Below are 26,716 nucleotides of genomic sequence, written 5' to 3' on the forward strand. Positions count from 1 at the left end.
GATTCAGCGGGTCAGTCCGCCATCGCCGACAAATGCTCATGGCAGGCAAGCCATCGCGTGCCATGCAGACGAAACACAATGGTTTCGCGCTCCTGATAGCGGCTCTCTTCGCTGCCGAAGCGTACATGTGTGGCCACATCGTGCATGAAAATAGCGACATCGCCTTGCAAGCTGATATTGACGTTGCTCGATTCACAGCCCAGCACCGCGAAGCCATCCGCCTGCCAGCCGTTCCATACCTGGCGATAGGCGGCGCGGGACAGCAGCGGGGCGGGAAGGGTGTAAAACAGGAACGTGGCGTCGTCGCTGAAGGCGGCGAAATAGGCTTCGGTGTCGTTGCTCGCGAAGGCTGCGACCAGCGCCTGCGCTGCCTGGCGGACCTGTTCTTCGCGGTGTTCGATGGGAGTCATGGCCGTCTCTTTGTTGTGGTTCTGGCGATGGGGCCTGACTTTAAGCAGCTCTCACATTCGGTAACATCGGTGCCGATAAAAACTTAGTTCAGAAAATCGAGAACTATGCCGCCGAGCAGAGGCAGGCGCCTGCGGCGATCGTCGCGGCCAAAGGCAGAGGTTCAATTGCCGCCGGATTTCACCAGGCCGCTCTTCACCGGCTGACGCACGCGCCCGCCGGAAGGGTCGAAGCAGGCGCTGTCGTAGCGAGGCGCCACGCAAGTGGAGGGCACGCTGGGTGGCGGCGGCCGGATGCTCTGCAGGCGGTCGGCGATTTCTTTTTCGTTGGTGATGATCAGCTTCCTGCGGCGACTGATCTGCAGAATCTCGGTCGCATTCTTGTTCAGGCGATAAGGGAAATCAGCGTCCTCCCACTCGCTGCCGATTCGCGCCGGACCCGCGCGTTGCACGGTGGTCTGGCCCACATAGGTCGGGCAGGGGCTGTAGCCGAAGCTGACCTTGCCCTCTTCGGTGACGCACTTGAACACTTCCCCATGGACCGCGGTGCAGAACACCAACGCCAGGACTGCGGATATCGTGGAAAACCTGCTCATCGAAACCTCCCTGTATGGCGCAAGGCTACCATTGCAGGGAGTCGCTGTCAGCGGTGCTTGACCGGCGTCAGTGGGTTTCGTGATTGGCTTTCTGCACCTTCGCCAGTGCGAGCGCCGCGAACATGTCGGCGTCGCCTTGCAGCACTTTGAGATGATCCTCGACATGGTCCAGGCTCGCGCGCTGGTCTTTCGAATCCACCAGTCGCGTGACCTCGCACAAAGCATTGGCCGTGACCCACAGGCTCTGTCGAAGCTGACCGATGATCTTCACCACGCTTTCCGAACTGTCGAAGTCCTCCTCGGCCGGCGACGCCGCCAGCACCGGCATCAACGGCACCTCCATTCGATTGGTTGACTCGATGCCAGTGACCACGCGGCTGATATCCACCCCGGCCGCCGCGATCCTGAACAGGTAATCCGCTCTGGGCAGACGCTGCCCGCTTTCATAATGACCCTGCGCATTGGCTTCGACGCCCCCAATGGCGCCCAGCGCGCTTTGCGTCAGTTTCAACCGCTTCCTTTCCTGCCTCAAACGTTTGCCGATACCGTTCATCAACCTTCTCCTGCGAAATTCGCACCCTGGTTATGGTTTTAATGGGGTGCGCAATGGTGGCGGGCGATCCAGTGAGGAACCTTCAGGTGCTCGTGATGCTTCACCTGTTGGAAACAAGGGGTAAACATAGACCTTCATACACTCAAGCGGCGAGTTTTCCGATGTCTTGCTACCGCTTGATGAATAAAAGCCCGACAGGATGAAAAATTCCGTCGCATTGGATAGGTGGCGCATTCATATGGATAGCGAGTAGCGGTTCGGCGATGGATTGGCTGTCGTGCAATCACCTTCGGGAGGACGAGAGGCAGGACGCGCGCAGCGTTGGAACAGACACGAAAGGGAAATGGAAACGAAAGTCTGGAAGCCAGAAACACAAAACCCCTGAATTCTCGAGGAATGTCAGGGGTTTTGTTTGCATCGAATATGGCGGTGAAGGAGGGATTCGAACCCTTGAAGGTGTCATGCCACGCCGCGCTACGCCGGTGATTGCTGGGGATTGCAAGTCCATGGCTGGCGTAAAACGGCGCGTTGCGGCGCCTGTTTTGCCCTAAATTTGCCCTAAGGCAATCCCGCCTTGCCGTCAGGCCGAAACCCCATCATCTGCGAGACCAGCCCGGCAAGGCTCTTGGTGTCGCCCGGAATCCACCGGCCGTAGTGCTTCTTCACCATTGTCGTATCGGTATGGCCCAATTGTCGAGCTACCCATTCGATGGGCACGTAGCTTGACAGTGCCTGGCTGGCAAATGTGTGACGACATTGGTTTGGCCCGCGGTGTCGAACGCCCACTGTTTTCAGATGGGCAGTGAACCACCGCAACAGGCTCGAAGCGTGCCACGGTTCGCCACTCTGCCCGTTGCGGAATACAAAGCGTACGTTTTCCCGCTTCACCGTGTTGTTGTCCCGCTGGATGACGTCCACGGCTACGGCAGGGAGTGCTCCGGTGATTTCGAATTGCTGGCGCAAGTACTCGATCGCCGGATCGATCAGCTCAACCCGGCGCAGTCGACTCTTCTCCTCGGAACTTTGTATTCCAAATTCACCCTGGCGCGTCTGACCATGACCGTCCCCTCAACCAGATCCACATCATCCCACTCGAGGGCGATTACTTCAGATGCCGATAACCCGGCTGATTAGTCGAACAGGCTCAGATTCACATCTTGCTGCCTCGCAGGTTTGACTTCGCTGATCGCCACCGGCTCTTCCTGGGAGAAGGGGTCGGCGCTGTCCTCATCCGCATCGCGCTCAATATTCTTGATACGGTCAAGCGGGTTGGATTTGATCACGCCGTCCGCGTAGGCGTCAGCCCAGGCGCCGCGAACCACCGTGAAGATGTCATTCACAGTTTTTGGAGAGAGACCGCCCTTCAGCAGCTTTGCCTGGAACAGTTCGATGTCGCTCTTGGAAATGTCCACGAAGCGGCGTTTTTCGAAATAGGCAGAGACGTGCTTGGCCTTGCTCCGATAGTTCTTGCTGGTGCTGCTCGCCTTTTTCGCTTCCATTACCTCGAGCCAGCGCAGACTGTCTCCATTGTTAACATCATCACTGAGTAACCAACCTCCTTACAGCTTCGTCGGCATCTTCGGCTGGATCGAGGAAATTTGGGTATTCTCGTAACTGCCTGTAGTCTCAACCGATCTGATACGGAGTGATGCCCTTTTATACATGTGGCACCGGTATCATTTCGATGGGGTTAGTCATGAGGTCAACCGCGGATGCTGCTTGCTAAGTAAGCTCAGTTCTCAATAATTTACTTAACGTTGCCCCAGTCAGTGAAGTTGGTACGGCGATTCTATATACGGTTTTTCACATACTCGCTCATCCGGCAGTCGGTCAGCTGTGCTGTGCTGATTGATAACTCAATGGGGCATAGCGCTAACTACAAGTGTATGGTCATGAATCAACAGCACTGCCGATTCCGTTCCCCAATAATGCAGCTAGGGCAGTATGGTGTTATGGATAAAGTTCGAGTCACTTAAAGTCTCGGTTAAAAGTCGTATGTTTATTAATATTCAATATCTGCCGTAGCGTTATGATTCATGATTATTCAACTTGCGATAGGCGTCAAGGGTGCCAAAAATTTGCAAACTTTAACGAGAGTTGCATCTGGTTTGGTAGTTCGGTTATTTGTCAAGATATACTCAAATTTCGGTTATGATCAGAGCTTGAATGAGGCGATGGGAGGTTAAGATTTTGATTGGTCAAACATATGTGGAAAGTTCTCGGATCTTGCTGCACGAATCCAGAGTTGCATCGGGGCTGCGAGGCGGTGCGAATCTAAAAGATAGCTAATTGAGAAAAGTTTATTTGCATTATAATTGATTACAATTGAACTGGATATATTGCATAGAAGCATGGATATCCTTGAGGTGAGTTGGGCTTTCGTTGTTCGGATCCGAATGGTCATGAGTTTTAGATTTGGGAATTTAATTCTTCTCATGGGTGAATAGTGGACGGATATTTTCAGGTCTTGCTGGAAGGAACGAGATGTCGCTATCGGTGTGGCACCTTGACGACGGGGTAAAAATAGTACAAAGTATGAAGGCGTATTGCTGTTTTATTTTAAAATGAGGTGTCGAAATGCATGATGATGTAGTCGATGCGTTAGCTGCTGAGTGGAAATCCGCTGGATTGAGGGAGGGGGATACTATCCTGGTGCATAGTAGCCTTTCGCGAACGTTGCGAAGAGTCATAAAGATGGGGGGCAGCGCTGATCCTAACATTGTTGTGAGAAGCTTTTTACGTGCGATTGGTGATGAAGGGACGTTAATCGTCCCGCTTTTTAATTTTGATTTCACCCAAGGTGTTCCTTTCGATATGCGACATTCGAAGAGCGCTATGGGTTCTTTTACTGAAGCTGTTCGTAAGTGGCCGGAGGCGGTTAGAACGGCTCACCCTATATATTCCTTTGCCGCGGTCGGCAGAAATGCTCTCTTGTTTCAGAATGTCGATAATTTTAGCGGGTATGGAACTGACTCGCCTTTTGCAATTCTTCACCGACTCGACGGAAAGATTGGTGTGATTGATCTTCCCGATCAACACAGCATGACTTTTTATCATTATGTGGAAGAGGCAAATAACGTTTCATATAGATATCATAAAAAATTCACTGGAGAGTGTACCGATCTTAACGGTCTTTCTTCAACTAAAACATACGGGCTATTTGTTCGTGATATCGAGCATGGTGTGCGGACTAGCGTGAATTCGATGGGAGAGCTTTTATGGGAGAAAAAAGCTTATAGCGGGTATCGCCCAGGCCAAGGATGTGGCTTAAGAGTCATCAATGCAAGCGTAGTTTTTGATGAAACCTCTAAAGTAATTCAGAGTGGGCAAGCAAAGGGATTGCTGTATGAAGTTAAATGACGGATTAACGGATGCGCAGGTCGGACAGTACTGTTATGATCTCGCCACTCAGCTGTTTCCAATATGTCGAAGTCTTACTGGCTCTGGAGTTAGGGAGACCTTGTCGATATTAGCAAGTCATATCGATGGTCTCGAATTACGGGAAGTCCCTAGTGGGACCGCTGCATTTGACTGGATTGTTCCAGACGAGTGGGAGATTAGAGCCGCCTATATAGCTGACGAAAGCGGCAACAAATTAGTAGACTTCAAAACGCACAATCTACATGTATTAGGTTATTCCGAGCCCGTTGACACAGTGCTGACTCTGGATGATCTGCAGGAACATCTGTATTCAATTCCAAACCAGCCTGATGCAATCCCTTATATAACCTCTTATTATTCACGGCGCTGGGGCTTTTGCCTTGCTCATAGTCAGCGGCGGACGCTTAAGCCAGGAAACTATAAAGTAGTTATCGATTCTACATTGAAGCCTGGAGTTTTAAATTATGCGGAGATTTTAATTCCGGGCGAGTCACAAGAGGAGGTTTTTCTCTCGACATATGTATGTCACCCTTCGATGGCAAACAACGAGTTATCAGGCCCAGTGGTAACTACCGCTTTAGTTAAGTGGTTGCTGTCTTTGCCGAGCCGGCGCTACACTTACAGAATTATTTTTATTCCAGAAACTATAGGCTCAATAGTCTATCTAAGCAAGAATTATCAGCATCTTAAAGATTACGTCGTGGCAGGCTTCAACGTGTCCTGCATCGGCGATGATCGTTGCTATTCCTATCTTCCGTCGCGTAACGGAAAGACATTGTCTGATCGAGCAGCGAAGCACGCGCTACGCTTCATTGATCCAGACTTCAAACACTATAGTTGGATGGACCGGGGTAGCGATGAGCGACAATATTGCTCTCCGGGCGTCGATCTTCCTATTGCCACTATAATGCGCAGCAAGTATGGTGAGTATCCCGAATATCACACGTCACTGGATGATCTTACGCTTGTTACGCCGTCAGGCCTGGCGGGCGGTTTTGCGGCTCTTCGAGATGCGTTGGAGATAATCGAAGGTGACACAACACTTCGTTGCACAGTTATGTGTGAACCACAGCTTGGGAAGAGAGGTTTATATCCAACCATCAGTACAAAAGATACCGGCCCTCAGGTCCGAACTATGATGGGCTTGATATCTTACTGCGATGGTGACTTGAGCCTCCTGGAGATAGCAGAGAAAATAGGCGAACCATTTAGAAAGCTGCAGGCCTTGGTCGGTCCTTTGTTAGAAAATGGCTTATTAGAGAAGGTTCGATAGCCCTTTATCTATTCGAGCTCCAAGTGCGGATTTTTTTGCGTGTAGAGGAAAACTATGACTTAGTATGAAGATCGCACGCTTCCGCGCCCAAGCCATGGGCCGAGGCCCGTAGAACAGGATTGGATGGACTCTCCCCTTCGCATAGTCAATCCGAAACTAGTTTGCGGACATGGATCTACATGGCGACGGCGAGTCTGGCTGGTAGCTGGTAGCTGGTAGCTGGTAGCTCTGGTGGCTGGTGTGGGGAGAGGTATGCCAACGTTTGCCGAAAGTTCTACCGGTTCGGCTGCTGAATTAAGAACGATATAATCTATCCCCTCCTCCTTGACGCAAAGCCGATCCCGGTCGTCGAGTTCGTAATGTGCCGTCTTGCTGCCGATCCGGCGATTGGTGGCCTATAGCCCGACCTTATTGGCAATGTGATTTACTATTACTACACTATATATTAGGGCCTCTGGCACGGGCTGCAAGGGCGATGCAGAATCTCAAGTTCGGCAGAGTATCTTTCAGGGCGTGCATTATCGAAGTGCAGTGTGGGCTGGTCAGTGTCACCTTCATTCGCGTGGCGCTTCCTGTCGTCGCGGTAATTTTGCATTGCGCTGGCATGCCAGTGCGTACGGCAGATTATCGTCACTAATGAATCCAGCCATCAAAGTGGATCTTGCTGCTTTAGCAATGCGGACGCTGCGCAGGCATAGGCAAACGCCGCCTTAGTGAAACACGTGATTGAATAGAAGGAACATATCAATGTGGAAAGCGATGTTCCGCTCTGTGCCGTTGAAGATAGCGCCCATACGTTGCGCATGGTGGGAACCGTAGTAGTGGCGGAAGCGTGCCGGTCTTTCCGGAGCCGCCAGCCCATGAGTGCATTCTTGATCGAATTTTCGGCAGCAGGTGGAAGCGCGTTCTTGGTCTCAGATCCAGCATATCGTCACTTAACCAGTGTTGAAGGCCACTCAGGTGTCCATAAAAGATGTTCTTCAGTAGGGCAAACTCACCGATTGTCACGCTCGGCTCGTAATAGTGACCGGGAACGTTAAGATGCCGGAGCACTGCAGTCTGCTGAGAGATTATGTCATGTAACAAACAGACTTGAAGCGAGCTCGAAAAGCTTTCGTGTTCAACTTCCCAATCCGTTCGCTAGCACCCTTCAATTCAGCGCGCAGCTTGTCCCGCTCGATCGTCACCTCGTTGTGAATGTCGATGAGCTTAGCCACATTCTTCCGGTATCTACTCAGCTCCTCCTGGAGCATCTGGCATTCCAGCTCGATGAGGTGGATGTGCTGGCGCATCATTTCCTCCTGAGTGGGAATGTCCGGCCAGTCCTCGGCTTCATAATCGATGTTGGGACAGTCCATGGGGAATATCTCGAATACTGGTTGGATATACAGTAATCGAGGGTGCGGGGTGATTGCTAGTCAGATTGACGAGCTGTCGTGGGATAGCGGCGCTGAGCGGCATGAGACGGCGTAGCGTCGCCCGTTTTTGCCCTAAATCTGCCCTAATTTATTTGCCGGAAACGAAAAAGCCCCGACTTTCTCTAGGAAAATCGGGGCTTTAGCGTGAATCGAATATGGCGGTGAAGGAGGGATTCGAACCCTCGATACAGTTTCCTGTATACACACTTTCCAGGCGTGCTCCTTAAGCCACTCGGACACCTCACCGTATCTCTTCAGACGTTCAGTCTGTCGAGGCGCGCTAATGTAGTCGAAAGTTCTGGCGAAGGCAAAACTTTTTTTCAGAATTTTCATGCGGTTAAGCAGAAATGCAGCAAGCCCCGGCTTCTTTGCGAAGTCCGGGGCTTTTTCGTTCCGGGTCAGCCTTGGTATCAGGCGCCGAAGCCACCGTCGATGGTCAGGCTCGCGCCGGTCACATAGCCCGCTTCCGGGCCTGCCAGGTAGGCGACCATGGCGGCGACTTCTTCGGACTTGCCGTAGCGCGGAACGGCCATGAGGCCCAGCAAGGTTTCGGCGAAGTCGCTGTTGGCAGGGTTCATGTCGGTATCGACCGGGCCGGGCTGTACGTTATTGATGGTGATGCCGCGCGGGCCGAGGTCGCGCGCCAGGCCTTTGGTGAGGCCGACCAGCGCCGATTTGCTCATGGCGTAGACACCACCGCCGGCAAACGGCATGCGGTCGGCGTTGGTGCTGCCGATATTGATGACGCGACCGCCTTCCTTCATATGGCGAGCGGCTTCCTGAGTGGCGATGAAGACGCTGCGCACGTTGATGGCCAGGGTTTTGTCGAAGTCTTCGAGGCTGAACTCGTCCAGCGGCGCGATGGCCAGCACGCCCGCGTTGTTGACCAGGATGTCCAGGCCGCCGAAGGTGTCGACGGTTTTGGCCACCGCGCTGCGAATGTCCTCGGCGCTGGCGCTGTCGGCCTTGATCGCCAGTGCCTTGCCGCCTGCCGCTGTGATGCTGTCCTGCAGGGCGCGGGCTTTCTCTTCGGAGCTTACGAAGGTGAAGGCGACGGCCGCGCCTTGTTCGACCAGACGTTTGACGATGGCTGCGCCGATGCCCCGCGAGCCGCCTTGAACCAGTGCTGTCTTGCCGATGAGGTTGGTGGGATGAGTCATGTCGATCTCCTGTTACCGTTGAGAGTGGGTGAATGGTTAAAGTATCTGCCCTGGATTACGTTCCCGGTAGCCAGTAATCGCTATAGTCTGTGTAAACCAGAAGTTGTGAATGCGAACCATGGAATATTTCAGCAGCCTCGAGTGTTTCGTGCGCAGCGCGGAGGTCGGTAGCTTTGCCGAAGCCGCCAGACGCCTGAGCCTGACCCCAGCCGCCGTAGGCAAGAGCGTGGCGAAACTGGAAGTGCGGCTGGGCGTGCGACTGTTTCAACGCAGTACCCGCAAGTTGACCCTGACGGAAGCCGGGCAGCGGTTTCTGGCCGAAGTCGGCAGCAGCCTGAACACCATCCAGCACGCCGTCGCCAATCTGGCCAGCGCGCAGGGCAGTCCGGCCGGGACGCTGAAAGTCAGTGTCGGGACGATATTCGGCTGCCTGTACGTGATGCCGCTGCTGGGTGAATTTCTGAGCCGGTACCCCGCGATCACACCCGACTGGCATTTCGACAACCGCCAGGTGGACCTCATCGGCGGGGGATTCGACGCCGCCATCGGCGGTGGCTTCGACCTGCCTCAGGGCGTGGTGGCGCGCAAGCTGGCCCCGGCGCACCGCGTCCTGGTGGCCTCACCCGACTGGATGCTGGCGAATGCTCACGTTTCACACCCGGACGATCTGAGCGAGTGCGACGGCATCCTGATCCGCTCGCCGCAGACCGGGCGGATCCGCTCCTGGCCCTTGACCCATCGCACTCAGGAGCAGACGCCGCTGCGGCTGAAGCTGCGCATGACCATGAGCGATTCCGAGGCCGCCTGCCGCGCGGCGGTGCAGGGTCTGGGCGTTGCGTTGGTGAGCATGCCCTTCGCCGTGCCTTACCTGCGCGCCGGTACGTTGCAGCGCGTGCTGCCCGACTGGTATGTCGAGGACGGGAACATCTGCATTTATTACAGTGAACACAAATTGTTGCCCGGCAAGACCCGGGCGTTCGTGGATTTCATCATTGAGCAGTTCGCCCGACAGGAGCTGGCGCGGCATTTCAGTGCCGTGTGAGGGGAGCGAGCGTGAGGAAAGAGGGATGCAATGAAGTTTGATAAAAAAGCCGCGCTGGTCATCATCGACATGCAGCAAGGCATCAATCATCCGAAACTGGGACGGCGCAACAACCCGGATGCCGAGCAGAACATGCTGGCGCTGCTTGAGGCCTGGCGTGACTCGCAGCGAACCGTCATACACGTCAGGCATTTCTCCCGCTCGCCGGATTCGGTGTTCTGGCCGCAGCAGTCCGGTGTCGAATTCCAGCCCGAGTTTCTGCCGCACGAAGGGGAAGGCGAGCTGCACAAGCAGGTACCGGATGCGTTCTGCCACTCGGCGCTGGAAGGCTGGCTGCGCGCGGACGGGATCCGCCAGGTCGTGATCGTCGGCGTCGTCACCCACAATTCGGTGGAGTCCACCGCGCGCACCGGCGGCAATCTGGGCTTTGACGTGTTCGTCCCGCACGACGCGTGCTACACCTTCGACGGCGCCGACTTCTTCGGTCAGCCGCGCCGTGCCGAAGACATTCACGCCATGTCGCTGGGCAATCTGCACGGCGAATATGCGCAGGTGCTGGGTACCGAGGACATCCTCCAGGCGCTGGCCTGACTGCGCACGGTCCGCGGGCGCACCTCAGGCAGGCGGCCGGTGAATGGCGCCTGCCCATGAGTCAAACGGGGCGCACCGTCTGCATTACAACGTGAAGCGCGCCATCTGCATGGCCAGATGATCGGCCTGCTCCGACAACTTCAGGCAATCCTCCCTGCACGTCTTGACGTCTTGCGCGGTGGACTGCGCAAGGTCGGCAATGCCTTGCACGTTGCGATTGATTTCCTCGGTCACGGTGCTCTGTTCTTCCGTGGCGGCGGCGACCTGATGGTTGCGATCGGTCAGCTCTTCGACGTGGCCGGCGATGGCATCCAGGGAATCCCCGGTACGCCGGCTGGCTTGGACACCTGTTCCGGTCGCGGCCTGTCCGGCACGCATCGAGGTGACTGCCTGATCGGCGCCGCTTTTCAGTTCGCTCATCATCTGGCGGATCTCCGAAGTGGCGGTCTGGGTGCGGCCGGCGAGCGTGCGAACCTCATCGGCGACCACCGCAAAGCCCCGGCCCATTTCGCCTGCTCGCGCTGCCTCGATGGCTGCGTTCAGGGCCAGCAGATTGGTTTGTTCGGAAATGCTGCGGATAACGCTGAGCACTTGATCGATGGTCGAGATCTGCGTGGCCAGATGTTCCACGGCGCCTGCGGCGATGCCGACGCCGTCGGACATGCTCTGAATGTGGTCGATCGACTCACCGACCACTTGCCTGGCTGACACCGCCTCCCGATGCGTATTGCGCGACACATCGGCCGCTGCCCCGGCATTGCGGGCGATTTCCTGCACGGTCAGGCCCATCTCATGAACCGCGGTGGCGACCATGTCCGTCATCTGCTGTTGCTTGAGGGCGCGGCTCGACGTGCTGTCGACAACCCGCGTGACCTCGACGACGTTGTGACGCAGTTGCTCGCTGGTTTTCAAGGCGTCGCCGATCAGTGCGCGCAGGCTTTCGATGAAGCGATTGAAGCCGCGCGCCAGATCGCCCAATTCATTTTCGCGTTTGTCGTCCAGCCGCCGGGTCAGGTCGCCCTGACCCGCGCCGATGTCCACCAGCGCATGGGTCACCTGACGAATCGGGCGCACGATACCGCGCGCGATCCACGCCACGAAACCGAGGAAGAACAGCACGACCGCGATGCTGATGGCGCAGATGAGCGTCAACGCATCCTTGGCCGGGCCGTAGACTTCAGCCATCGGCACCTCGCTGACCAGTGTCCAGCCCAGCGACGCGACTGGCTTGGCGACGGCGACGTAGTCCTGCCCGTCGCGCTTGAATTCCAGCGCCTGGCCGTTCTCGTTTTCGTTGAGCAACCTGCGGGCGGCAGGCTCGCCGACCAGTTGCGACAGGGCTTCACGGTCATTGAGATCGGCATTCGGATGCACCTTGATCCGGCCGTCCTGGCTGACGAGGTACACCTGGCCTTGTTTGCCGAAACGGAAGTCGCGAACCATCTGCGACAGCGCGCTCATGCCAAAGCCGAGCCCGGCCACGCCGACGACGTTGCCGTTGTGCACGATCCGCTGATTGATGAACAGCGTCGGCACCTTGGTCGTGGCGTCGATGTCGATGTCCAGCGAGCGCTGTTTGTTGCTGTCGAGGAAGCCGTAAAACCAGTTGTTCTCGGCCGGCCCGCGTTGCAGCGTGCGGTCGGCGCCTTTATTGGTGATGTAATGGCCGCTGTCCCTGGCGACGATGAATGTGGTCAGCGCGTTGTGCTGTTCTTTGATTTTCGCCAGATACCGGATAAAAGCCGGTTGCTGCGCGGCGTCTTCGCCATCACCCAGCCATTCGGACACCAGCGTATTGTCGGCGATGTCGCTGGCCGCCGTGAGGGGAGCGGCGAGCAGGCGTTCAAGGTCGTTGCGGATGGCCTCGACGCTGGCCGGCATGGCCTGCTGCAGCAGGTAGCGATCCGTGAGTCTGTTGAGCGCGAACGCATAGATGGCGATCACGATCAGGCTGCTGATCACCAGCGCAGCCCCCATGCTCAATGTCAGCTGCCACTGAATACTTTTTCGCCAGACAGGCATAGAAAACTCCGCAGTAAAGCGCACAACCACGATGGAACAGTGCCGCTGATCTGAGCACGAGCAATTACTGCGCCATTGAGTTGATCGGACGGTCAGGAAATTACCGGGGCTGCGGTGCTGGCCCTTTGATCTCCAGCGTTGCGACCGTTTGGCGGATCGCCCGACAAATAGTCAACGATCAGGTTGTGTACAAAGCGTGAGTACTTTTGGAACAATTCTTAAACGTCGTGCGCGAAAAAGTGGCGGCCGGGGCTGTCCGCCGCCGGGCGTGGGGCGGCGTCTACGCGTGATGCACACCTGCGCGCTTGAGCAGTTGCTTGCAGCGCTCTGATAAATGCACCACGCGCAGATGCTTGCCGGCCTTCTGGTAGCGCTCGCGCAGGGTTTTCAGCGCTGCGATCGCTGAATAGTCGACAAAGCTCAGGTGGCGACAGTCGAGGGTGACGTGATCGGGATCGTTAAGGTGATCGAACTGATCCAGAAACGGCGTGGTGGAGGCGAAAAACAGCGTGCCGTGCAGGTGATAGATCTTGCTGCCATCGGTTTCGACATGGCTGTCGGCGTACAGTTCACGCGCCTGCTGCCAGGCGAAGTTGAGCGCCGCAATGAGGATGCCGAACACCACGGCAGTCGCCAGATCCGTGAGCACCGTCACGATGGTCACGGCGATGATCGCAAGCACATCGTTGAGCGGCACTTTGCGCAGCACGCGCAGCGACGCCCAGGCGAATGTCTGCTGAGCCACCACGAACATCACGCCGACCAGCGCTGCCAGCGGGATGCGCTCGATCAGCGGCGACAGGAACAGCACGAACATCAGAATCATCACCCCGGCGACGATGCCTGAGAGGCGACCGCGGCCGCCTGAGCTGAGGTTGATGACGGTCTGGCCGATCATCGCGCAGCCGCCCATGCCACCGCAGACACCGGAGGCAATGTTTGCGACGCCCAGCGCCACGCACTCGCGATCCGGGTAGCCGCGGCTCTCCGTGATTTCGTCGGTGAGATTGAGGGTGAGCAGGGTTTCCAGCAGGCCAACCAGCGCCATCAGGATGGCGTAGGGCGCGATGATGCGCAGGGTGTCCAGATTCCAGGGCACGTCGGGCAACGCGACATCCGGCAAGCCGCCGGCGATGTGGGCCATGTCGCCGAGGGTGCGGGTAGGCAGGCCGAACAGAAACACCAGCAGGCCGACGCCGAGAATGGCCACCAGCGCAGGCGGCACTGCGCGGGTCAGGCGCGGCAGCAGATAGACGATGGCCATGGTCAGGGCGACCAGGCCGATCATCCAGTAGAGCGGGGTGCCGCTGAGCCAGGCGTCGCCGCTTTTGAAGTGCTCGAGCTGAGCCATGGCGATGACGATGGCCAGGCCATTGACGAAGCCGAGCATCACCGGGTAGGGGACCATGCGCACCAGCTTGCCCAGGCGCAGCACGCCAAAGGCGATCATCACCAGCCCGCCCAGCAGGACGGTTGCCAGCAGGTATTGCACGCCGTGCTGCACGACCAGCGCGACGATGACCACGGCCATCGACCCCGCAGCGCCGGAAACCATGCCGGGACGTCCGCCGAACAGCGCAGTCAGCGTGCAGATGATGAAGGCGCCGTACAGGCCCATCAGTGGGTTGAGGTGCGCGACCAGCGCGAAGGCGATGCACTCGGGCACGAGGGCGAACGAGGTGGTGAGGCCGGCGAGAACGTCGGCGCGCAAACGAGCGGGCTTCATGAAATACCTGGGGAGAAGGGCGCAAAGGGTGGGGATGTTACGGAATGTGAGCGAATCGGGCCAGCCAGACATGGGCCGTGCGCCCGCAACATAGCTGTCGGGGGAGGTGTCGCCTGCGACTGGATGGGTCATGCAGACAAGAAGCGCCACCTGTACCGGCCTCTTCGTGAGCAAGCTCACTCCCACAGGGATTTCCAGGCACACACAAATTCTCTGACCAGACACGAATCCCGTGGGAGCGAGCTTGCTCGCGAACTGACTTCCAGCCGCCAGATCTCCACCAAACACACCGGCCTGTTCCTTGCTGAAGCCGGTCCTACAAGCGCTACAAGCTTTTCGTAGGACCGGCTGAAACCGGATCTACAGATACTGCAAACTTTCCGTAGGACCGGCTTTAGCCGGGAAGGCGTCGGGTGTTACGCCGCTGATCTGACCAGACACAAATCCCCCAAGCGAGCTTGCTCGCGAAGACTGACTCCCAGCCGCCGGATCTCCACCCGACACACCGGCCTCTTCCCGGCTGAAGCCGGTCCTACAGGCGCTACAAGTTTTTTGTAGGGCCCGCTGAAACCGGATCTACAGAAACTGCAAACTTTTCGTAAGGACCGGCTTTAGCCGGGAAGGCGGCGGGTGTTACGCCGCTGATCAAAGGGAGCCCTACTGTGCCTTTACCCGGAAAATCTGCAGGGAAAAATTTCATCCCGGTGTCCAGTCAAGCGCGATTGTGTAACGATGTTTGGCTTGAATGATCACTGCCCACTGTCGAGGACAGACCACGGATGCTCGCCGCGCTCAGACATTACCCTGCCTCAGTCAATCTCCTGCTGTCGTCGTCGCTGTTTCTGACGTTGGGGAGGGCGATCACCTTGCCTTATCTGGTGATCTATCTGTCATCGAACTTCACACTGAGCATCAGCGACATTGGCATGGTGGTGGGCAGCGCCTTGATCGTCGGCTCGTTGCTCAGTCTGTACGGCGGCTATCTGACGGACAAATTATCCAGCTACCGACTGATCCTGTGTTTCACCGGATTTTTCGTGGCCGGCTTCGTCGGCATGTGCGTGACCGGGCAGCTGTGGCTGTTCTTCCTGTTTCTGGTGTCGTTCAACTTCGCCTATTCAGTCATCGACATCGTCGTCAAGGCCGCTTTCGGCAAGCTGCTGCCGGTGGCCGAGCAGAGCAAAGTGTTTTCGGTGCGCTACACACTGATCAACATCGGCTACGCCGTCGGGCCGTTCATTGGCGCAGGGCTGGCGCAGTGGAACATGAAACTGCCGTTCCTGACGTCGGCCGCGCTGGGGCTGGGCTTTTTCGTCGTGTATGCGCTCTACGGTGACCGCCGGCTCAGCTCGGCGGACCCGGCCAACGCGCCGGTTTCGTTCGTGGCGGTGGGCCGGATCCTGCTCAAGGATTACCGGCTGGTCTGCTTCACCGTAGGTGGCGTGCTCAGCGCAGTGGTGTTCGGCCAGTTCACGGCGTACCTGTCGCAATACCTGGTCACCACCAGCACGCCGGAATTCACTTATCAGGTCATCAGTTCGGTGGTCGCCGTGAACGCGGCGGTGGTCATTTGCCTGCAGTATTTCGTCGGCCGCTACATCAGTCACCAGTACCTCAACCAGTGGCTGACGCTGGGCTTCAGCCTGTTTCTGGCCGGCGTCGTGGGGTTTGCGCTATCCACGACCGTGCTGCACTGGTCGCTGGCGGTGGCGGTGTTCACCCTGGGCGAAATCATCGTGTTCCCCGCCGAATACATGTTCATTGATCGCATCGCGCCTGCTCATCTGCGCGGCATGTACTACGGCGCCCAGAACCTCTCCAACCTGGGCGGCGCGCTCGGCCCGGTGCTGTGCGGTTTTGCCCTGGCCACCCAGTCAGCGCACTTCATGTTCTATATGCTGGCGGGCTTTATCGTGGCAGGCGGCTGTTTTTATCTGCTGGGGGCGTCGTACTCCAGACGCCTCGAATCCTCTTCCCGTACGCGGTGACGTTTGTCGATGAGTGCGCTTTCTCCACTGGCAGCCTGGCAGCAGGCCGTCGACACGCAGGGGTTTCAGGCAGACGAGGCGCAGCGTCAGGCTGCCCGCGCGCTTGAGGCCTGCTGGCTGGCCTTGCGCGATGGCAACCGGCATGCGCCGCCGAAGGGCGTTTATCTGTGGGGCCCGGTGGGCCGTGGCAAAACCTGGCTCATGGACCGTTTTTACGAAGGCCTGCAGATCCCTGCGCGTCGCCAGCATTTCCATCACTTCATGCGCTGGGTCCATCAGCGTCTTTTTCAGCTCACGGGTGTGGCAAAGCCGCTGGATGTGCTGGCCCGGGAACTGGGCGAGGAGGTGAGGGTGCTGTGTTTCGACGAGCTGTTCGTCAATGACATCGGCGACGCGGTGATCCTGGGCGGCCTGTTGCGAGCGATGTTCGAGCAGGGCGTCGTGCTGGTCTGCACCTCCAATCAGCTGCCCGAGCAGCTGTATGCCACGGGGCATAACCGCGAGCGATTCGTGCCGGCGATCACTGCGATCAATCACTACATGCACGTGGTCTGCGTGGATGGCGGTGAGGATCACCGACTGCATCCGGGGCAGGCGCAGCAGCGTTACTGGGTCAAGGCCGGGCAGGGGCGCAGCGCACTGGTCGACGTCTTCGAACAACTGAGCAGTGGCGAGTCGGTGTCGATCCAGCCAGTGCCCCTTGGTCGGCGGCATCTGCCGGTGGTGCGCAGCAGCAAGACCGTGGTCTGGTGCCGTTACGCCGATCTATGCGAACAGCCGCTGGCTGCCATGGATTTCATCGAATTGTGCGACCGCTACACGGCCGTGCTGCTCAGCGAGGTGCCGGCACTGAGTGCGCCGCAGCGCGAAGGGCGTATCGCGCGCGGTACCGAAGATGGCGTGGAGCAGGTGGCCGCGGGGGATCGAGAACTGCCGCAGTTGTCACCCTACGACGACGGCGTGCGCCGCTTCATTGCGCTGGTCGACGAATGCTACGACCGCAAGGTGCCGCTCTACGTCGAGGCTGAGCTGCCGATGCAGGCGCTCTACACCGAAGGTTATCTGGCGTTCGCCTTTCGCCGCACGCTGAGCCGCTTGCAGGAAATGCAGCTGGCGCGCTTCGGGCGCTGAACCGCTGCCCGCGACCCGCTGACCAAGGCCGCCTTGCCCTCGGCACGTGCTGTCAGGCCTGGTTTCTGCGTCGCTGCACCAGCACATGTTTGGCCCCTTCGCCCACCAGTACCAGCACCGCCACCCAGATCGGCAAGTAGGTCAGCCATTCGTCGCGGCCAATGGTTTCGCCAAGCAGCAGGGCAACGCCGACCAGCAACACCGGTTCGACATAACTGAGCAAGCCGAACACGCTGAAGGCCAGCAAGCGGCTGGCGAGGATGTAGCTGACCAGCGCCGACGCACTGATCGCGCCGAGGATGGGGATCAGCGCATACAGCTTCGGCATCTGCTCAACCACCGACGGATTGCCCCGGCAGATGAACAGCAGCGCGGCAGGCAGAATCAGCAACATGTCCCACCAGAGGCCGCCCAGGTGGTCGGTCCTGATCCGCCGGCGCAGGACGAAATAGACTGGATAGCCCAGACACACCAGCAATGTTTCCCAGGAGAAACTGCCCAGCCGGAACAGTTCGTTGCCCACGCCGATCAGCGCGCAGCAGGCCGCGATTTTCTGCAGACGGGACAAGTGCTCGCCGTAGACCACGCGGCCTGTCAGGATCATCGTCAGCGGCAGGAGGAAATAGCCCAGTGACACCTCGAGGCTGCGGCCATGCAGGGGCGCCCACATGAACAGCCACAACTGCGCGCCGATCAATGCCGACGACAACACCATCGCACCCAGCAGGGCAGGCGTCTGGCGCACCCGCGCGGCGAGGCCGCGGGCGAGTTTCCAGTCGCCGCTGGACAGCATGAACAGCGTGATGCAAGGCAGGGTCAGCAGCATGCGCCAGCCGAAGATTTCTTCACCGCTCAATGGCTTCAGCAATGAGGTGTAGTAGTACATGACCGCGAAGAGGCAGGAGGCCATGACCGATAGTGCGACACCCTTGTACACGGGGGCTCCTTGGTTCGGTTCTTGTGGGAGAAAACGTCACCTGCTGTCAGGCTCTTTCGGCCTGCTTGCGGGAAACGGCGCACAGTCTATCCGAAGCGTTCGCGGCGGGCGGTCAGCTATCTGGTAAACACCAGATCGGCTGGCAGTAAACGATGCACGTTTGGCAGAGAACGAGACCGCGTGCCGATTGAGCGCGACCCCTGCCTGCCGGAGACTTGTCCTCAACGCGCCATGCCGGCGCGACCGATTGAGGAAGACCGCCATGAGCCAGGAAATCGCCGGTATCAAGATTCCCGACAGCGCACTTGCCCGCGCTACCACCGACTACATCCGCGATCAGGAAGACGATCTGTTGTTTCACCATTCCCGTCGCGTATTCCTTTGGGGAGCGTTGACCGGTGAGCGCAAAGGTTTGAAGTATGACGCCGAACAGCTGTACGTCGGCGCGATGTTCCACGACCTGGGCCTGGTGGAACAGCACCGCAGCCCGGACCTGCGCTTCGAAGTCGACAGCGCCAATGCCGCCCGTGCGTTCATGAAGCCGTTCGGCCTGTCCGAAGGCGACGTGGAGCAGGTCTGGTTGTCGATTGCGTTGCACACAACGCCGGGCGTGCCTGAGCATCTGCGGCCGAACGTGGCACTGGTGACGGCGGGTGTCGAAATGGACGTACTCGGCATCAAGTACGAGCAGTTCAGCGATGAGCAGCGCGAGATCGTCACCCATGCCCATCCGCGTGGCGAGGCGTTCAAGGAATGCATTATCTGTGCGTTTGCCAACGGTTTCCGGGCGAAACCGGACACCACGTTCGGCACAGTCAACGCCGACGTGCTGGTGGATGAAGACCCGACGTTTAAACCGCTGAACTTCGTCGACATCATCCGCAAGTCGCCGTGGAAAGCCTGATTTTCACGCGTCGATAAACCTGGGCAGTGAACGTGTTCGCGAACGCGGTGTGTCAGTCAGCGTTGCTGTGTCTGAATGACCGCCTTCGCGAGCGAGCGCTTGATCGCAGCTAGCGTTCGGCCTGATAACGTCGGGCCTGCCTGTAGGCTGTCACGCCCTTTGAGGCATTCCTGAGGGCAATTCCCGCGACATCCTTCCTTCGGCATCGCCACAACCTTTGTTACGCTTGTTTTTGCCGGCCCATGGCGGCAGGCAGGATTCATCAACGCAGCAAGGGAGCGGCAATGACCTCTATCAGCACCGCAGTGCCCGTTATTCCCGGGCGGCTGGAACAGTTCTCGACCCGCGTCGCCTTCTTCATCACCGGTTTCAGCATCTCTGCCTGGGCGCCGTTGGTGCCCTACGCCAAAAGCCGGCTGGGGCTGGACGATGCCAGCCTTGGCTTGCTCCTGCTGTGCCTGGGCATCGGCTCGATCCTTTCGATGCCGCTGGCAGGGGCGGCAACCGTGCGTTTCGGCTGTCGGCGCATCATCGTCGTGGTGGGCAGCATCGCTTGCCTGTGCCTGCCACTGCTGGCGACGTTGACCCACATGCCGTCGATGGTAGCGACATTGTTCATCTACGGCGCCAGCATGGGCGCGCTGGGTTGCGTCACCAATATTCAGGCGATCATCGTCGAGCGCGCCAGCGGCAAAACCATGATGTCAGGCTTTCACGGTCTGTTCAGTTGTGGCGGCATCATCGGTGCGGCCGGTGTGTCTGCATTGTTGAGCGTGGGCATGTGGCCGTGGCTGAGCATGACCCTGGTGGCGCTGTTCATCGCAGTCGCGTTGTACAAGGCCGCGCCGCATCTGCTCGCGTACGGCAGCGATGCCGGGGGACCTGCCTTCGCGGTGCCCCATGGCGTGGTCCTGTTCATCGGCTTGATGTGCTTCACGGTGTTTCTCACCGAAGGCGCGATGCTGGACTGGAGCGCGGTTTTCCTCAGTGCGCAGCGGGGCGTTGAAGCGTCTTATGCAGGATTCGGTTACGCCGTGTTCGCCTTGGCCATGGCCATCGGCCGGTTGTGCGGCGATCCGGTCGTGCGGCGCCTGGGCGTGCACCGCATCATTCTGTTTGGCGGCCTGTGCGCCGCCATCGGCATGGCCGTGGCGACGCTGGTTCCCACCTGGCAGGCGGCCTTGTGCGGCTACGCGCTGGTCGGGCTTGGCTGTTCGAACATCGTCCCGGTGTTTTACAGCGCCGTGGGGCGGCAGAAGACCATGCCCGAAAACGTTGCCGTTCCGGCCATCACGACGCTGGGTTACATCGGCATTCTCATGGGCCCGGCCGGCATCGGTTTCGTCGCCCACCTGAGCAGCCTGGGCGTTGCGTTCTTGATCATCGCCGTGATGCTGCTGGGTGTGGCGCTCAGTGGCCGCTACCTGAAAGTCTGAAGCGCAAACGGCGGCGGTGCCCGGTGACTCACGCCGGCACCATCGCGAAACCTACGCCGAAGCGGTTCCAGGCATTGATGGTGGCAACGGCCAGCGTGATGTTGGCGACATCCGCTTCGGAGTAATGGGCGAGCAGCGCTTCATACTGGTGTTGAGGCGCGTGATGGACCGGCAACAGCGTCAGGCTCTCCACCCAGGCAAGGACGACCTTCTCCTTTTCAGTGAAGAATTCGGTTTCTTCCCACACGCTGAGTGTCTGCAGGCGCGCTTCGGTCTCGCCGGCCTTGCGCGCGTCGTTGGCGTGCATGTTCACGCAATAGGCGCAGCCGTTGATCTGCGAAGCGCGCAGGCGGATGAGTTCCAGCAGCGAGTGGTCCAGGCCGGATGCGGCCAGCGCGGCCTCGAGGCCCAGCATGGCTTTGTAGGCTTGCGGCGACTTTTGCGCCCAGGCAATTCTCTTGTTCATGTCAGCGTCTCCGATGAAACAGTCAGGAAAGTTCGTAAGCGGTGGCGCTACATTACGCGGGCGAGCGCAGGGCTCGAATAGCCAATGGATCGGGATTGAGGGAGACCAATTGCGCTTTGCGTGGTCTTTAATCCGGGTCGACTGTCGACACGCTGTCACCCACACGACGGCCACACTGTAGGCCTCGCCGCGCCTGCCCTTCGGGTGGCATGCGGGCACAACGTCAGAAGGAGCGAGCCATGTTTGTCGGATTCCAGAAAGACCAGCGTCAGGTCAATGGCGTGCAGATTGCCTACCGCGTCGGCGGCAGCGGCCCGGGGCTGCTGCTGTTGCACGGCCACCCGCAGACCCATGTCATCTGGCACAAGGTCGCCGAGCGACTGAGCCAGCATTTCACGGTGGTTGCCGCCGACCTGCGCGGCTATGGCGACAGCAGCAAGCCTGCTGCCACCGCCGACCACGCCCCTTACGCCAAGCGCGAAATGGGCCGCGACATGATCGAGTTGATGCAGGCCCTGGGCTTCGCTGACTTTTCTGTGCTTGCCCATGATCGCGGCGCACGCGTCGCCCATCGGATGGGGCTGGATCATCCCGGCGTGATCCAGCGCATGGCGCTGCTCGACATCGCGCCGACGCTTGCGATGTACAGCCAGACCAATGAGGCCTTCGCTCGCGCCTACTGGCACTGGTTCTTCCTGATCCGCCCGGCGCCGCTGCCGGAGACGTTGCTGCAAGCCAATCCGGAACAGTATCTGCGCAGTGTCATGGGGACGCGAAGCGCAGGGCTGGCGCCGTTCACCGATGAGGCGTTCGCCGAGTACCTGCGCTGCGCCAGCCTGCCCGGCGCGGCCCGGGGTGTCTGCGAAGACTACCGCGCCAGCGCCGGCATCGACCTTGAGCATGACCGCGCCGACGTTGCCGCAGGCAATCATCTGCAACTGCCGCTATTGGTGCTGTGGGGCGCCGAAGGCACTGTCGGCAAATGCTTCGAGCCACTGAATGAGTGGCGCAAGGTCGCGACGGATGTGCGCGGTCAGGCATTACCGGGCGGTCACTACCTGGCCGAAGAGATACCGGACGAATTGCTGGCGAACGTGCTGCCGTTTCTGCTGGGGCATCAACGCGCCGGCGGGCTATAAAGACGACCGGTCTGGCCGCGGGTTCGGGCGCTGCCCGCGTTTGCCATCACGATGCCGCATCAGTCGCTCGCGCACATGGTCGTACGCCAGGTTGAACACCAGGGTGTACGGCAAAAACAACAGCAGCAGACCGATGTCCAGCACGAAGGCTTCTAGCAGACTGATCGACAGCCACCACGCGGCCAGTGGCACGACGGCGACGATTAGGCCGCTCTCGAACGACAGGGCGTGCAGCGCACGGACCTTGAGGCTCATCGCAAACCCGAAGCGTTCGCGCAGACGGTCGAACGCGGCGTTGAACAGCATGTTCCAGAGCATCGCGACGGTGGAGATCATCACCGTCATCGCGCCCATCTTGCCAAGCGACTGGCCGAGCACCCAGGCAAGGCCGGGTGCGAACACCAGAACGCCGATGATTTCGAACAGCAACGCGTGCAGCGCGCGCTCCCTGAGCGACTTTTTTTCAACGGCCGACGCGGCGACCTTACTGATGGGCATGAGTGCGGATTTCCTTGCTGGGCAGAGGTGCATTGTCGCGACGCGATGGACTAAAGTGAAAATCGTTACCATCGGAAAAACCGATGGAAGAGTGAGAGATGCAGCCATGAGCTATTCCCCCGAAGCCCTGGAAGCCTTCGCCCAGACCATTGCGATGGGTTCATTCAGCGCAGCGGCCAGGCGGCTGGGCAAAAGCCAGTCGACGATCAGCGAGGCGATTTCGCGACTGGAAATCGACCTGGGCGTCGAACTGTTCGACCGTTCGTCAAGGCAGCCGGCGCTCACCGAAGCAGGCAAAGCCCTGCACGGGCGTATCGAAGAAGTGCTCGCGGCGTCGGACAAATTACGGCGCGCCGCCGGACGCCTGGCCGAAGGCATGGAGCCCCGGCTGACGCTGGTGTTGTCGGACGCCAACCAGTTCGCCGAATTCGAGGCGCGCATGGCGGAACTCGATCAGCGCTTTCCCGAGCTGGAGCTTGAATGCGTGTTTGCCGAGCATGGCGACGCGATCAACCTGATCCAGTCGGGCCGGGCGTCATTGGGATTGCTCTCGGCGCAGGCCAGCTATCCGCCGGAAGTCGGCCACGCGACCATCGCCGAGCGCGCCGATTTCGGCCTGTTCGTCTCCCACCAGCACCCGCTGGCCAGCGAAGGCACGGTGGATTACCGGCAGCTGGCGCAGCACCGCGCGCTGCGATTGAACACCATCGTCGACGAAAGCATCCCGACCGATGATCTGCCCAGCGGCGCCCGCCGCACCTGGTCTGCGCCCAATTACCTGTTGTTGATGGACATGGCGATTTTCGGCTTTGGCTGGTCGGCTTTGCCACGCTGGCTGGTGCGCGGTTATGCCCAGGGACGACTCAAAGAGCTGCAGGTGCCCGGCTGGCCACGCAGCTCGGCGGTGGATGTGATCTGGTCGCGGCAGAAAAGCCTGGGGCCGGCGGGGGCGTGGTTGCTGGACACGTTGCTCGAAGGGCGTGGCGACTATTGAGCGTCCGGTGTCATGCAATGTGGATCGGCGATCTTGCTGCTCTTCTGAGCCGTAGCGGGGCAAACGTCCCGGCAATGCCCCGATTCGGCGCCCGCGACTGAACGTATTCAGACGTCTGCGGGCAAGCGCTCCCGCGCAGAATCGGGTTTCATCTGCGGCGCTGCCGTGCTCAATCTGAGGCCGGCAGCACAAACCCCGCCGGCATGTCCTGCGCGAACTCGTTCACCACCTCCCGCGTGAGCCCGATGATGTCTTCCACCAGCTCCATTCCCGCACCGGTGCGCCAGCTGGCGACGATGTCCATCACGGGTGGCAACGGCACGTTTTCGATGCGCGTCAGCACGCCTTGCGCCAGTTCGCCGTGCACCAGGGTGACGGGCAGGGCGCCAATGCCAAAGCCGTCGCGCACCAGCCGGGTGATGGCCGAGGCCGAATTCACGCAGTTGATTCGCGGAGTGATGATGTTGGCCGAGTGCAGCATATTCAGGATGTCCTGATGGGGCCTGGAGTTGCGCGAAAACGTGACGATGCGCTGCTGGGCAATGTCCTCCAGCGTCACGCCCGGGCGGTCGAACGCCGAGCCCGCCGGCACTACCCATTGCAGCGGATAGCGCGCCAGCACCGCGTTGCGCACGGTGTCGAACCGCAGCACGTCGGTCTGGAAAATGATGTCCTGATAGCCCTTTTCCAGTTGCGCACACAGGTTGCTGGCCGTTTCGGCGGTCAGCTCGATTTCCAGATTCGGGTAACATTTCATCAGCCGTGTTACCAGCGCGCTGAGCCAAGTGTGTATCACCGTATCCATCGCGCCGATGCGGATCCGCCCCCGCACCTGGCTGGGGTCCTTGATCGCCGCTTTCATGTTCTGCATCGTGTCCATGATGTGCTCGGCGTACTCCAGCACGCGCAAGCCTTCGGAGGTCAGCGACACGCCTTTGGAGTCCCGCACGAAAAGCCGCACGCCCATTTCATCCTCCAGTGCAGCGATCCGGCTGGAGATGGAAGCCTGGGTGCTGAACAGCTTTTCCGCGGTCAGACGAAAGCTTTTCAGCCGTGCGACCCAGACGAAGGTTTCCAGAAACTTGAGGTTCACCGAGCGATTTCCTTGAACGATTGAGCGTTGCCGACGGCCTGGTCGCAGAGCCATTCTGCCTGCTGTCGCCATCGGCATGGGAGCCGACGTGCGCTACGGACAGCAGGTTGCATGCCACCGCCCCAACAGAAAATTTTATGAGGCATAGCGGGTTTTTCCCGTTGGACGCAGCGTCCAGGCCTGCCGAAAGATGGTCGCAGGCAGGAGAGCGGCGGCCCGTTCGTGCAACCGGGTCAACGCATCACAACAACGAGAATTCCATCATGCAAACCGCTATCAACCTCTGGCCGCTGCTCGGCGTGCTGGTCATCGTCACAGGCTTCGTGCTGCGCTTCAATCCGATGTTGGTGGTGGCACTCGCAGCGCTGGCCACCGGACTCGCCGCGAGCATGCCGCTGGAAACCATACTGGCGACCATCGGCAGCGGCTTCATCAAAACCCGCACGCTGCCGCTGATCATCTTGCTGCCGCTGGCCGTGATCGGCTTGCTGGAGCGCCACGGCCTGCGGCTGCACGCGCAGAACTGGATCGCGCGTTTCACTCAGGCCACGGCCGGGCGTCTGTTGATCGCCTATCTGTTCGTGCGGGAAACCACGGCGGCATTAGGGCTGACCAGCCTGGGCGGGCATCCGCAAATGGTCCGTCCATTGCTCGCGCCGATGGCGGAAGGCGCCGCCGAGTCGCGCTTCGGCAAGTTGCCCGAGGCGCTGCGCATCAAGTTGCTGGCGCTGTGCGCGGCCACCGACAACGTCGGGCTGTTCTTCGGCGAGGACATTTTCGTGGCCTTCGGTGCCATCGCCCTGATGCACACTTTCCTGATCGGTTCGGGTATCGACGTCGACCCCATGCACATTGCTCTCTGGGGCATTCCGACGGCGATCTGCGCGTTCGTCATCCACGCGGTTCGCCTGCATCGTTTTGATCGACGCCTGAGCCGCGAACTGCAGGCAGCGTCGCAGACTGCTGCGACGGCGAAGGAGGTGACGCCATGATCATTTCCATTCAATACCTGTATTGGCTGGCGGGGGTGATCCTGGCCATCACCGCCTTCATGACCGCCACTGACCGCAGCAATCCCAAACGGTGGAGCACGGGGCTGTTCTGGGGACTGTTCGCCGTCGCGTTTCTGGCCGGAGAGCAGTTGCCGCCCGTGTGGGTCGGTGTCGGCGTGATCGTCATGGCGCTGATTGCAGGCTGTGGCGGCGTCGGTTCCGGTCAGCACGATAACCTGCCGGACAAGGCGCGACGCGAGAGCGCAGGGCGTCTGAAGAACAGACTGTTCATTCCGGCGCTGGCCATTCCACTGGTCACTGTCATCGGTGCGGTGCTGCTGAAGAACATCAAGTTCGGCGACGTCTTTCTGCTCGACCCGGCCAACAGCACGTTTGTCTCATTGGGTATTGGCAGCCTTGTTGCGCTGGCGCTCGCCTGCTGGCTGACCCGCGACACGCCTGTGCAGGCCATGCGTGAGTCAAGACGACTGACCGAAGCACTGGGCTGGGCGCTGGTGCTGCCGCAGATGCTCGCGATGCTCGGTCTGGTGTTCAACGATGCCGGGGTCGGCAAGGCGGTGGCGCACCTGGCGACGGCCTACATCAATCTGGATTTCCGTCTGGTGGCGGTGATGGTGTACGTGCTGGGCATGGCCTCGTTCACCATCGTCATGGGGAACGGATTCGCCGCGTTTCCGGTGATGACCGGCGGCATCGGCGTGCCGGTACTGGTGGGGATGTACGGCGCCAATCCGGCGGTCATGGCGGCCATCGGCATGTTCTCCGGTTACTGCGGCACGTTGATGACGCCGATGGCCGCGAACTACAACATCATCCCGGCGGCCCTACTGGAATTGCCCGACAAATACGCGGTCATCAAGGCGCAGATCCCAACGGCGCTGGCGATGCTGGTGGCCAATATCCTGCTGCTGTACTTCCTGATGTAGCGGAGGATCAGGTCGTCGTAGA

General features: G+C 59.4%; 25 protein-coding genes and 1 tRNA gene. 12 read left to right on the top strand and 14 right to left on the bottom strand.

The window, feature by feature from the left end; translation table 11 throughout:
• Positions 1-11: 11 nt before the first annotated feature.
• The 5 genes from AAGQ88_RS08955 to AAGQ88_RS08975 form a co-directional block, all read right to left on the bottom strand.
• Entirely contained in the window at positions 12-410 is a 399-nt protein-coding gene (locus AAGQ88_RS08955; protein ID WP_342655032.1) for a nuclear transport factor 2 family protein, read from the bottom strand.
• A 161-nt stretch (positions 411-571) separates the two neighbouring features.
• Complete coding sequence (locus AAGQ88_RS08960; protein ID WP_342655033.1) at positions 572-1,003, bottom strand: DUF4124 domain-containing protein; 432 nt, start codon at positions 1,001-1,003, stop codon at positions 572-574.
• A 67-nt stretch (positions 1,004-1,070) separates the two neighbouring features.
• Complete coding sequence (locus tag AAGQ88_RS08965) at positions 1,071-1,556, bottom strand: helix-turn-helix transcriptional regulator (RefSeq protein ID WP_285425706.1); 486 nt, start codon at positions 1,554-1,556, stop codon at positions 1,071-1,073.
• 558 nt (positions 1,557-2,114) lie between these two features.
• Positions 2,115-2,519 (bottom strand): tyrosine-type recombinase/integrase, encoded by a 405-nt coding sequence (locus tag AAGQ88_RS08970; RefSeq protein WP_342655034.1) that lies wholly within the window; start codon positions 2,517-2,519, stop codon positions 2,115-2,117.
• 167 nt (positions 2,520-2,686) lie between these two features.
• Positions 2,687-3,055, bottom strand: a complete 369-nt coding sequence (locus AAGQ88_RS08975; protein WP_342655035.1) for a phage integrase N-terminal SAM-like domain-containing protein — start codon at positions 3,053-3,055, stop codon at positions 2,687-2,689.
• Between the two features lie 1,078 nt (positions 3,056-4,133).
• On the opposite strand from AAGQ88_RS08975, the gene AAGQ88_RS08980 reads away from it, so the two are divergent.
• Positions 4,134-4,916, top strand: coding sequence for an AAC(3) family N-acetyltransferase (locus AAGQ88_RS08980; RefSeq protein WP_342655036.1), 783 nt, complete (start codon positions 4,134-4,136; stop codon positions 4,914-4,916).
• Positions 4,903-6,210, top strand: a complete 1,308-nt coding sequence (locus AAGQ88_RS08985; RefSeq protein ID WP_342655037.1) for a DUF4910 domain-containing protein — start codon at positions 4,903-4,905, stop codon at positions 6,208-6,210. The genes AAGQ88_RS08980 and AAGQ88_RS08985 overlap by 14 nt, the downstream gene beginning before the upstream one ends.
• Positions 6,211-7,280: 1,070 nt before the next feature.
• On the opposite strand, the gene AAGQ88_RS08990 is transcribed toward AAGQ88_RS08985, so the two are convergent.
• From AAGQ88_RS08990 to AAGQ88_RS09000, 3 genes are all read right to left on the bottom strand, one after another.
• Entirely contained in the window at positions 7,281-7,568 is a 288-nt protein-coding gene (locus AAGQ88_RS08990; RefSeq protein ID WP_342655038.1) for a hypothetical protein, read from the bottom strand.
• 216 nt (positions 7,569-7,784) lie between these two features.
• Positions 7,785-7,874 (bottom strand) — tRNA-Ser (locus AAGQ88_RS08995).
• A 164-nt stretch (positions 7,875-8,038) separates the two neighbouring features.
• Complete coding sequence (locus AAGQ88_RS09000) at positions 8,039-8,788, bottom strand: 3-oxoacyl-ACP reductase family protein (RefSeq protein WP_285425705.1); 750 nt, start codon at positions 8,786-8,788, stop codon at positions 8,039-8,041.
• Positions 8,789-8,906: 118 nt separating this feature from the next.
• Here AAGQ88_RS09000 and AAGQ88_RS09005 point away from each other — a divergent pair, with 118 nt between their 5' ends.
• Together AAGQ88_RS09005 and AAGQ88_RS09010 are read left to right on the top strand one after the other, a co-directional pair.
• On the top strand, positions 8,907-9,830 hold the full coding sequence (locus AAGQ88_RS09005) for a LysR family transcriptional regulator (RefSeq protein ID WP_285425704.1): 924 nt from the start codon (positions 8,907-8,909) through the stop codon (positions 9,828-9,830).
• A gap of 30 nt (positions 9,831-9,860) precedes the next feature.
• The gene (locus tag AAGQ88_RS09010) at positions 9,861-10,421 is read left to right on the top strand and encodes a cysteine hydrolase family protein (protein ID WP_342655039.1); all 561 of its coding nucleotides are present in this window, start codon (positions 9,861-9,863) and stop codon (positions 10,419-10,421) included.
• Positions 10,422-10,505: 84 nt separating this feature from the next.
• Here AAGQ88_RS09010 and AAGQ88_RS09015 read toward each other — a convergent pair whose 3' ends face one another.
• Both AAGQ88_RS09015 and AAGQ88_RS09020 read right to left on the bottom strand, forming a co-directional pair.
• Entirely contained in the window at positions 10,506-12,443 is a 1,938-nt protein-coding gene (locus AAGQ88_RS09015; protein ID WP_342655040.1) for a methyl-accepting chemotaxis protein, read from the bottom strand.
• Positions 12,444-12,723: 280 nt separating this feature from the next.
• A complete protein-coding gene (locus AAGQ88_RS09020) occupies positions 12,724-14,169 on the bottom strand; it encodes a SulP family inorganic anion transporter (RefSeq protein ID WP_342655041.1) in 1,446 nt (481 codons plus the stop codon).
• 779 nt (positions 14,170-14,948) lie between these two features.
• On the opposite strand from AAGQ88_RS09020, the gene AAGQ88_RS09025 reads away from it, so the two are divergent.
• Both AAGQ88_RS09025 and zapE read left to right on the top strand, forming a co-directional pair.
• Positions 14,949-16,157 carry an MFS transporter gene (locus AAGQ88_RS09025; protein ID WP_342655042.1) on the top strand — a complete coding sequence of 403 codons (1,209 nt, stop codon included), beginning with the start codon at positions 14,949-14,951 and terminating at the stop codon, positions 16,155-16,157.
• 9 nt (positions 16,158-16,166) lie between these two features.
• Positions 16,167-17,288 carry a cell division protein ZapE gene (zapE, locus tag AAGQ88_RS09030; RefSeq protein ID WP_342655043.1) on the top strand — a complete coding sequence of 374 codons (1,122 nt, stop codon included), beginning with the start codon at positions 16,167-16,169 and terminating at the stop codon, positions 17,286-17,288.
• A gap of 52 nt (positions 17,289-17,340) precedes the next feature.
• On the opposite strand, the gene rarD is transcribed toward zapE, so the two are convergent.
• Entirely contained in the window at positions 17,341-18,225 is an 885-nt protein-coding gene (gene rarD / locus AAGQ88_RS09035) for an EamA family transporter RarD (RefSeq protein WP_093467228.1), read from the bottom strand.
• A gap of 262 nt (positions 18,226-18,487) precedes the next feature.
• On the opposite strand from rarD, the gene AAGQ88_RS09040 reads away from it, so the two are divergent.
• Together AAGQ88_RS09040 and AAGQ88_RS09045 are read left to right on the top strand one after the other, a co-directional pair.
• Positions 18,488-19,129, top strand: coding sequence for an HD domain-containing protein (locus AAGQ88_RS09040; RefSeq protein WP_342655044.1), 642 nt, complete (start codon positions 18,488-18,490; stop codon positions 19,127-19,129).
• 284 nt (positions 19,130-19,413) lie between these two features.
• Entirely contained in the window at positions 19,414-20,565 is a 1,152-nt protein-coding gene (locus AAGQ88_RS09045; protein ID WP_342655045.1) for an MFS transporter, read from the top strand.
• 28 nt (positions 20,566-20,593) lie between these two features.
• Here AAGQ88_RS09045 and AAGQ88_RS09050 read toward each other — a convergent pair whose 3' ends face one another.
• A complete protein-coding gene (locus tag AAGQ88_RS09050; RefSeq protein ID WP_285425696.1) occupies positions 20,594-21,031 on the bottom strand; it encodes a carboxymuconolactone decarboxylase family protein in 438 nt (145 codons plus the stop codon).
• Between the two features lie 239 nt (positions 21,032-21,270).
• On the opposite strand from AAGQ88_RS09050, the gene AAGQ88_RS09055 reads away from it, so the two are divergent.
• A complete protein-coding gene (locus tag AAGQ88_RS09055) occupies positions 21,271-22,170 on the top strand; it encodes an alpha/beta hydrolase (protein ID WP_342655046.1) in 900 nt (299 codons plus the stop codon).
• On the opposite strand, the gene AAGQ88_RS09060 is transcribed toward AAGQ88_RS09055, so the two are convergent.
• A complete protein-coding gene (locus AAGQ88_RS09060; RefSeq protein WP_342655047.1) occupies positions 22,165-22,668 on the bottom strand; it encodes a multidrug/biocide efflux PACE transporter in 504 nt (167 codons plus the stop codon). The genes AAGQ88_RS09055 and AAGQ88_RS09060 overlap by 6 nt on opposite strands.
• A gap of 106 nt (positions 22,669-22,774) precedes the next feature.
• Here AAGQ88_RS09060 and AAGQ88_RS09065 point away from each other — a divergent pair, with 106 nt between their 5' ends.
• Positions 22,775-23,662 carry a LysR family transcriptional regulator gene (locus AAGQ88_RS09065; protein ID WP_342655048.1) on the top strand — a complete coding sequence of 296 codons (888 nt, stop codon included), beginning with the start codon at positions 22,775-22,777 and terminating at the stop codon, positions 23,660-23,662.
• Positions 23,663-23,831: 169 nt separating this feature from the next.
• Here the strand turns inward: AAGQ88_RS09065 and AAGQ88_RS09070 are convergent, their stop codons facing one another.
• On the bottom strand, positions 23,832-24,755 hold the full coding sequence (locus AAGQ88_RS09070) for a LysR family transcriptional regulator (RefSeq protein ID WP_342655049.1): 924 nt from the start codon (positions 24,753-24,755) through the stop codon (positions 23,832-23,834).
• Between the two features lie 263 nt (positions 24,756-25,018).
• Here AAGQ88_RS09070 and AAGQ88_RS09075 point away from each other — a divergent pair, with 263 nt between their 5' ends.
• A complete protein-coding gene (locus AAGQ88_RS09075) occupies positions 25,019-25,747 on the top strand; it encodes a DUF969 domain-containing protein (RefSeq protein ID WP_342655050.1) in 729 nt (242 codons plus the stop codon).
• Entirely contained in the window at positions 25,744-26,694 is a 951-nt protein-coding gene (locus AAGQ88_RS09080) for a DUF979 domain-containing protein (RefSeq protein WP_342655051.1), read from the top strand. Before AAGQ88_RS09075 ends, AAGQ88_RS09080 begins: the two co-directional genes overlap by 4 nt.
• Positions 26,695-26,716: the final 22 nt, after the last annotated feature.

The sequence above is a fragment of the Pseudomonas sp. F3-2 genome, from assembly GCF_038804275.1.
GTDB lineage: Bacteria > Pseudomonadota > Gammaproteobacteria > Pseudomonadales > Pseudomonadaceae > Aquipseudomonas.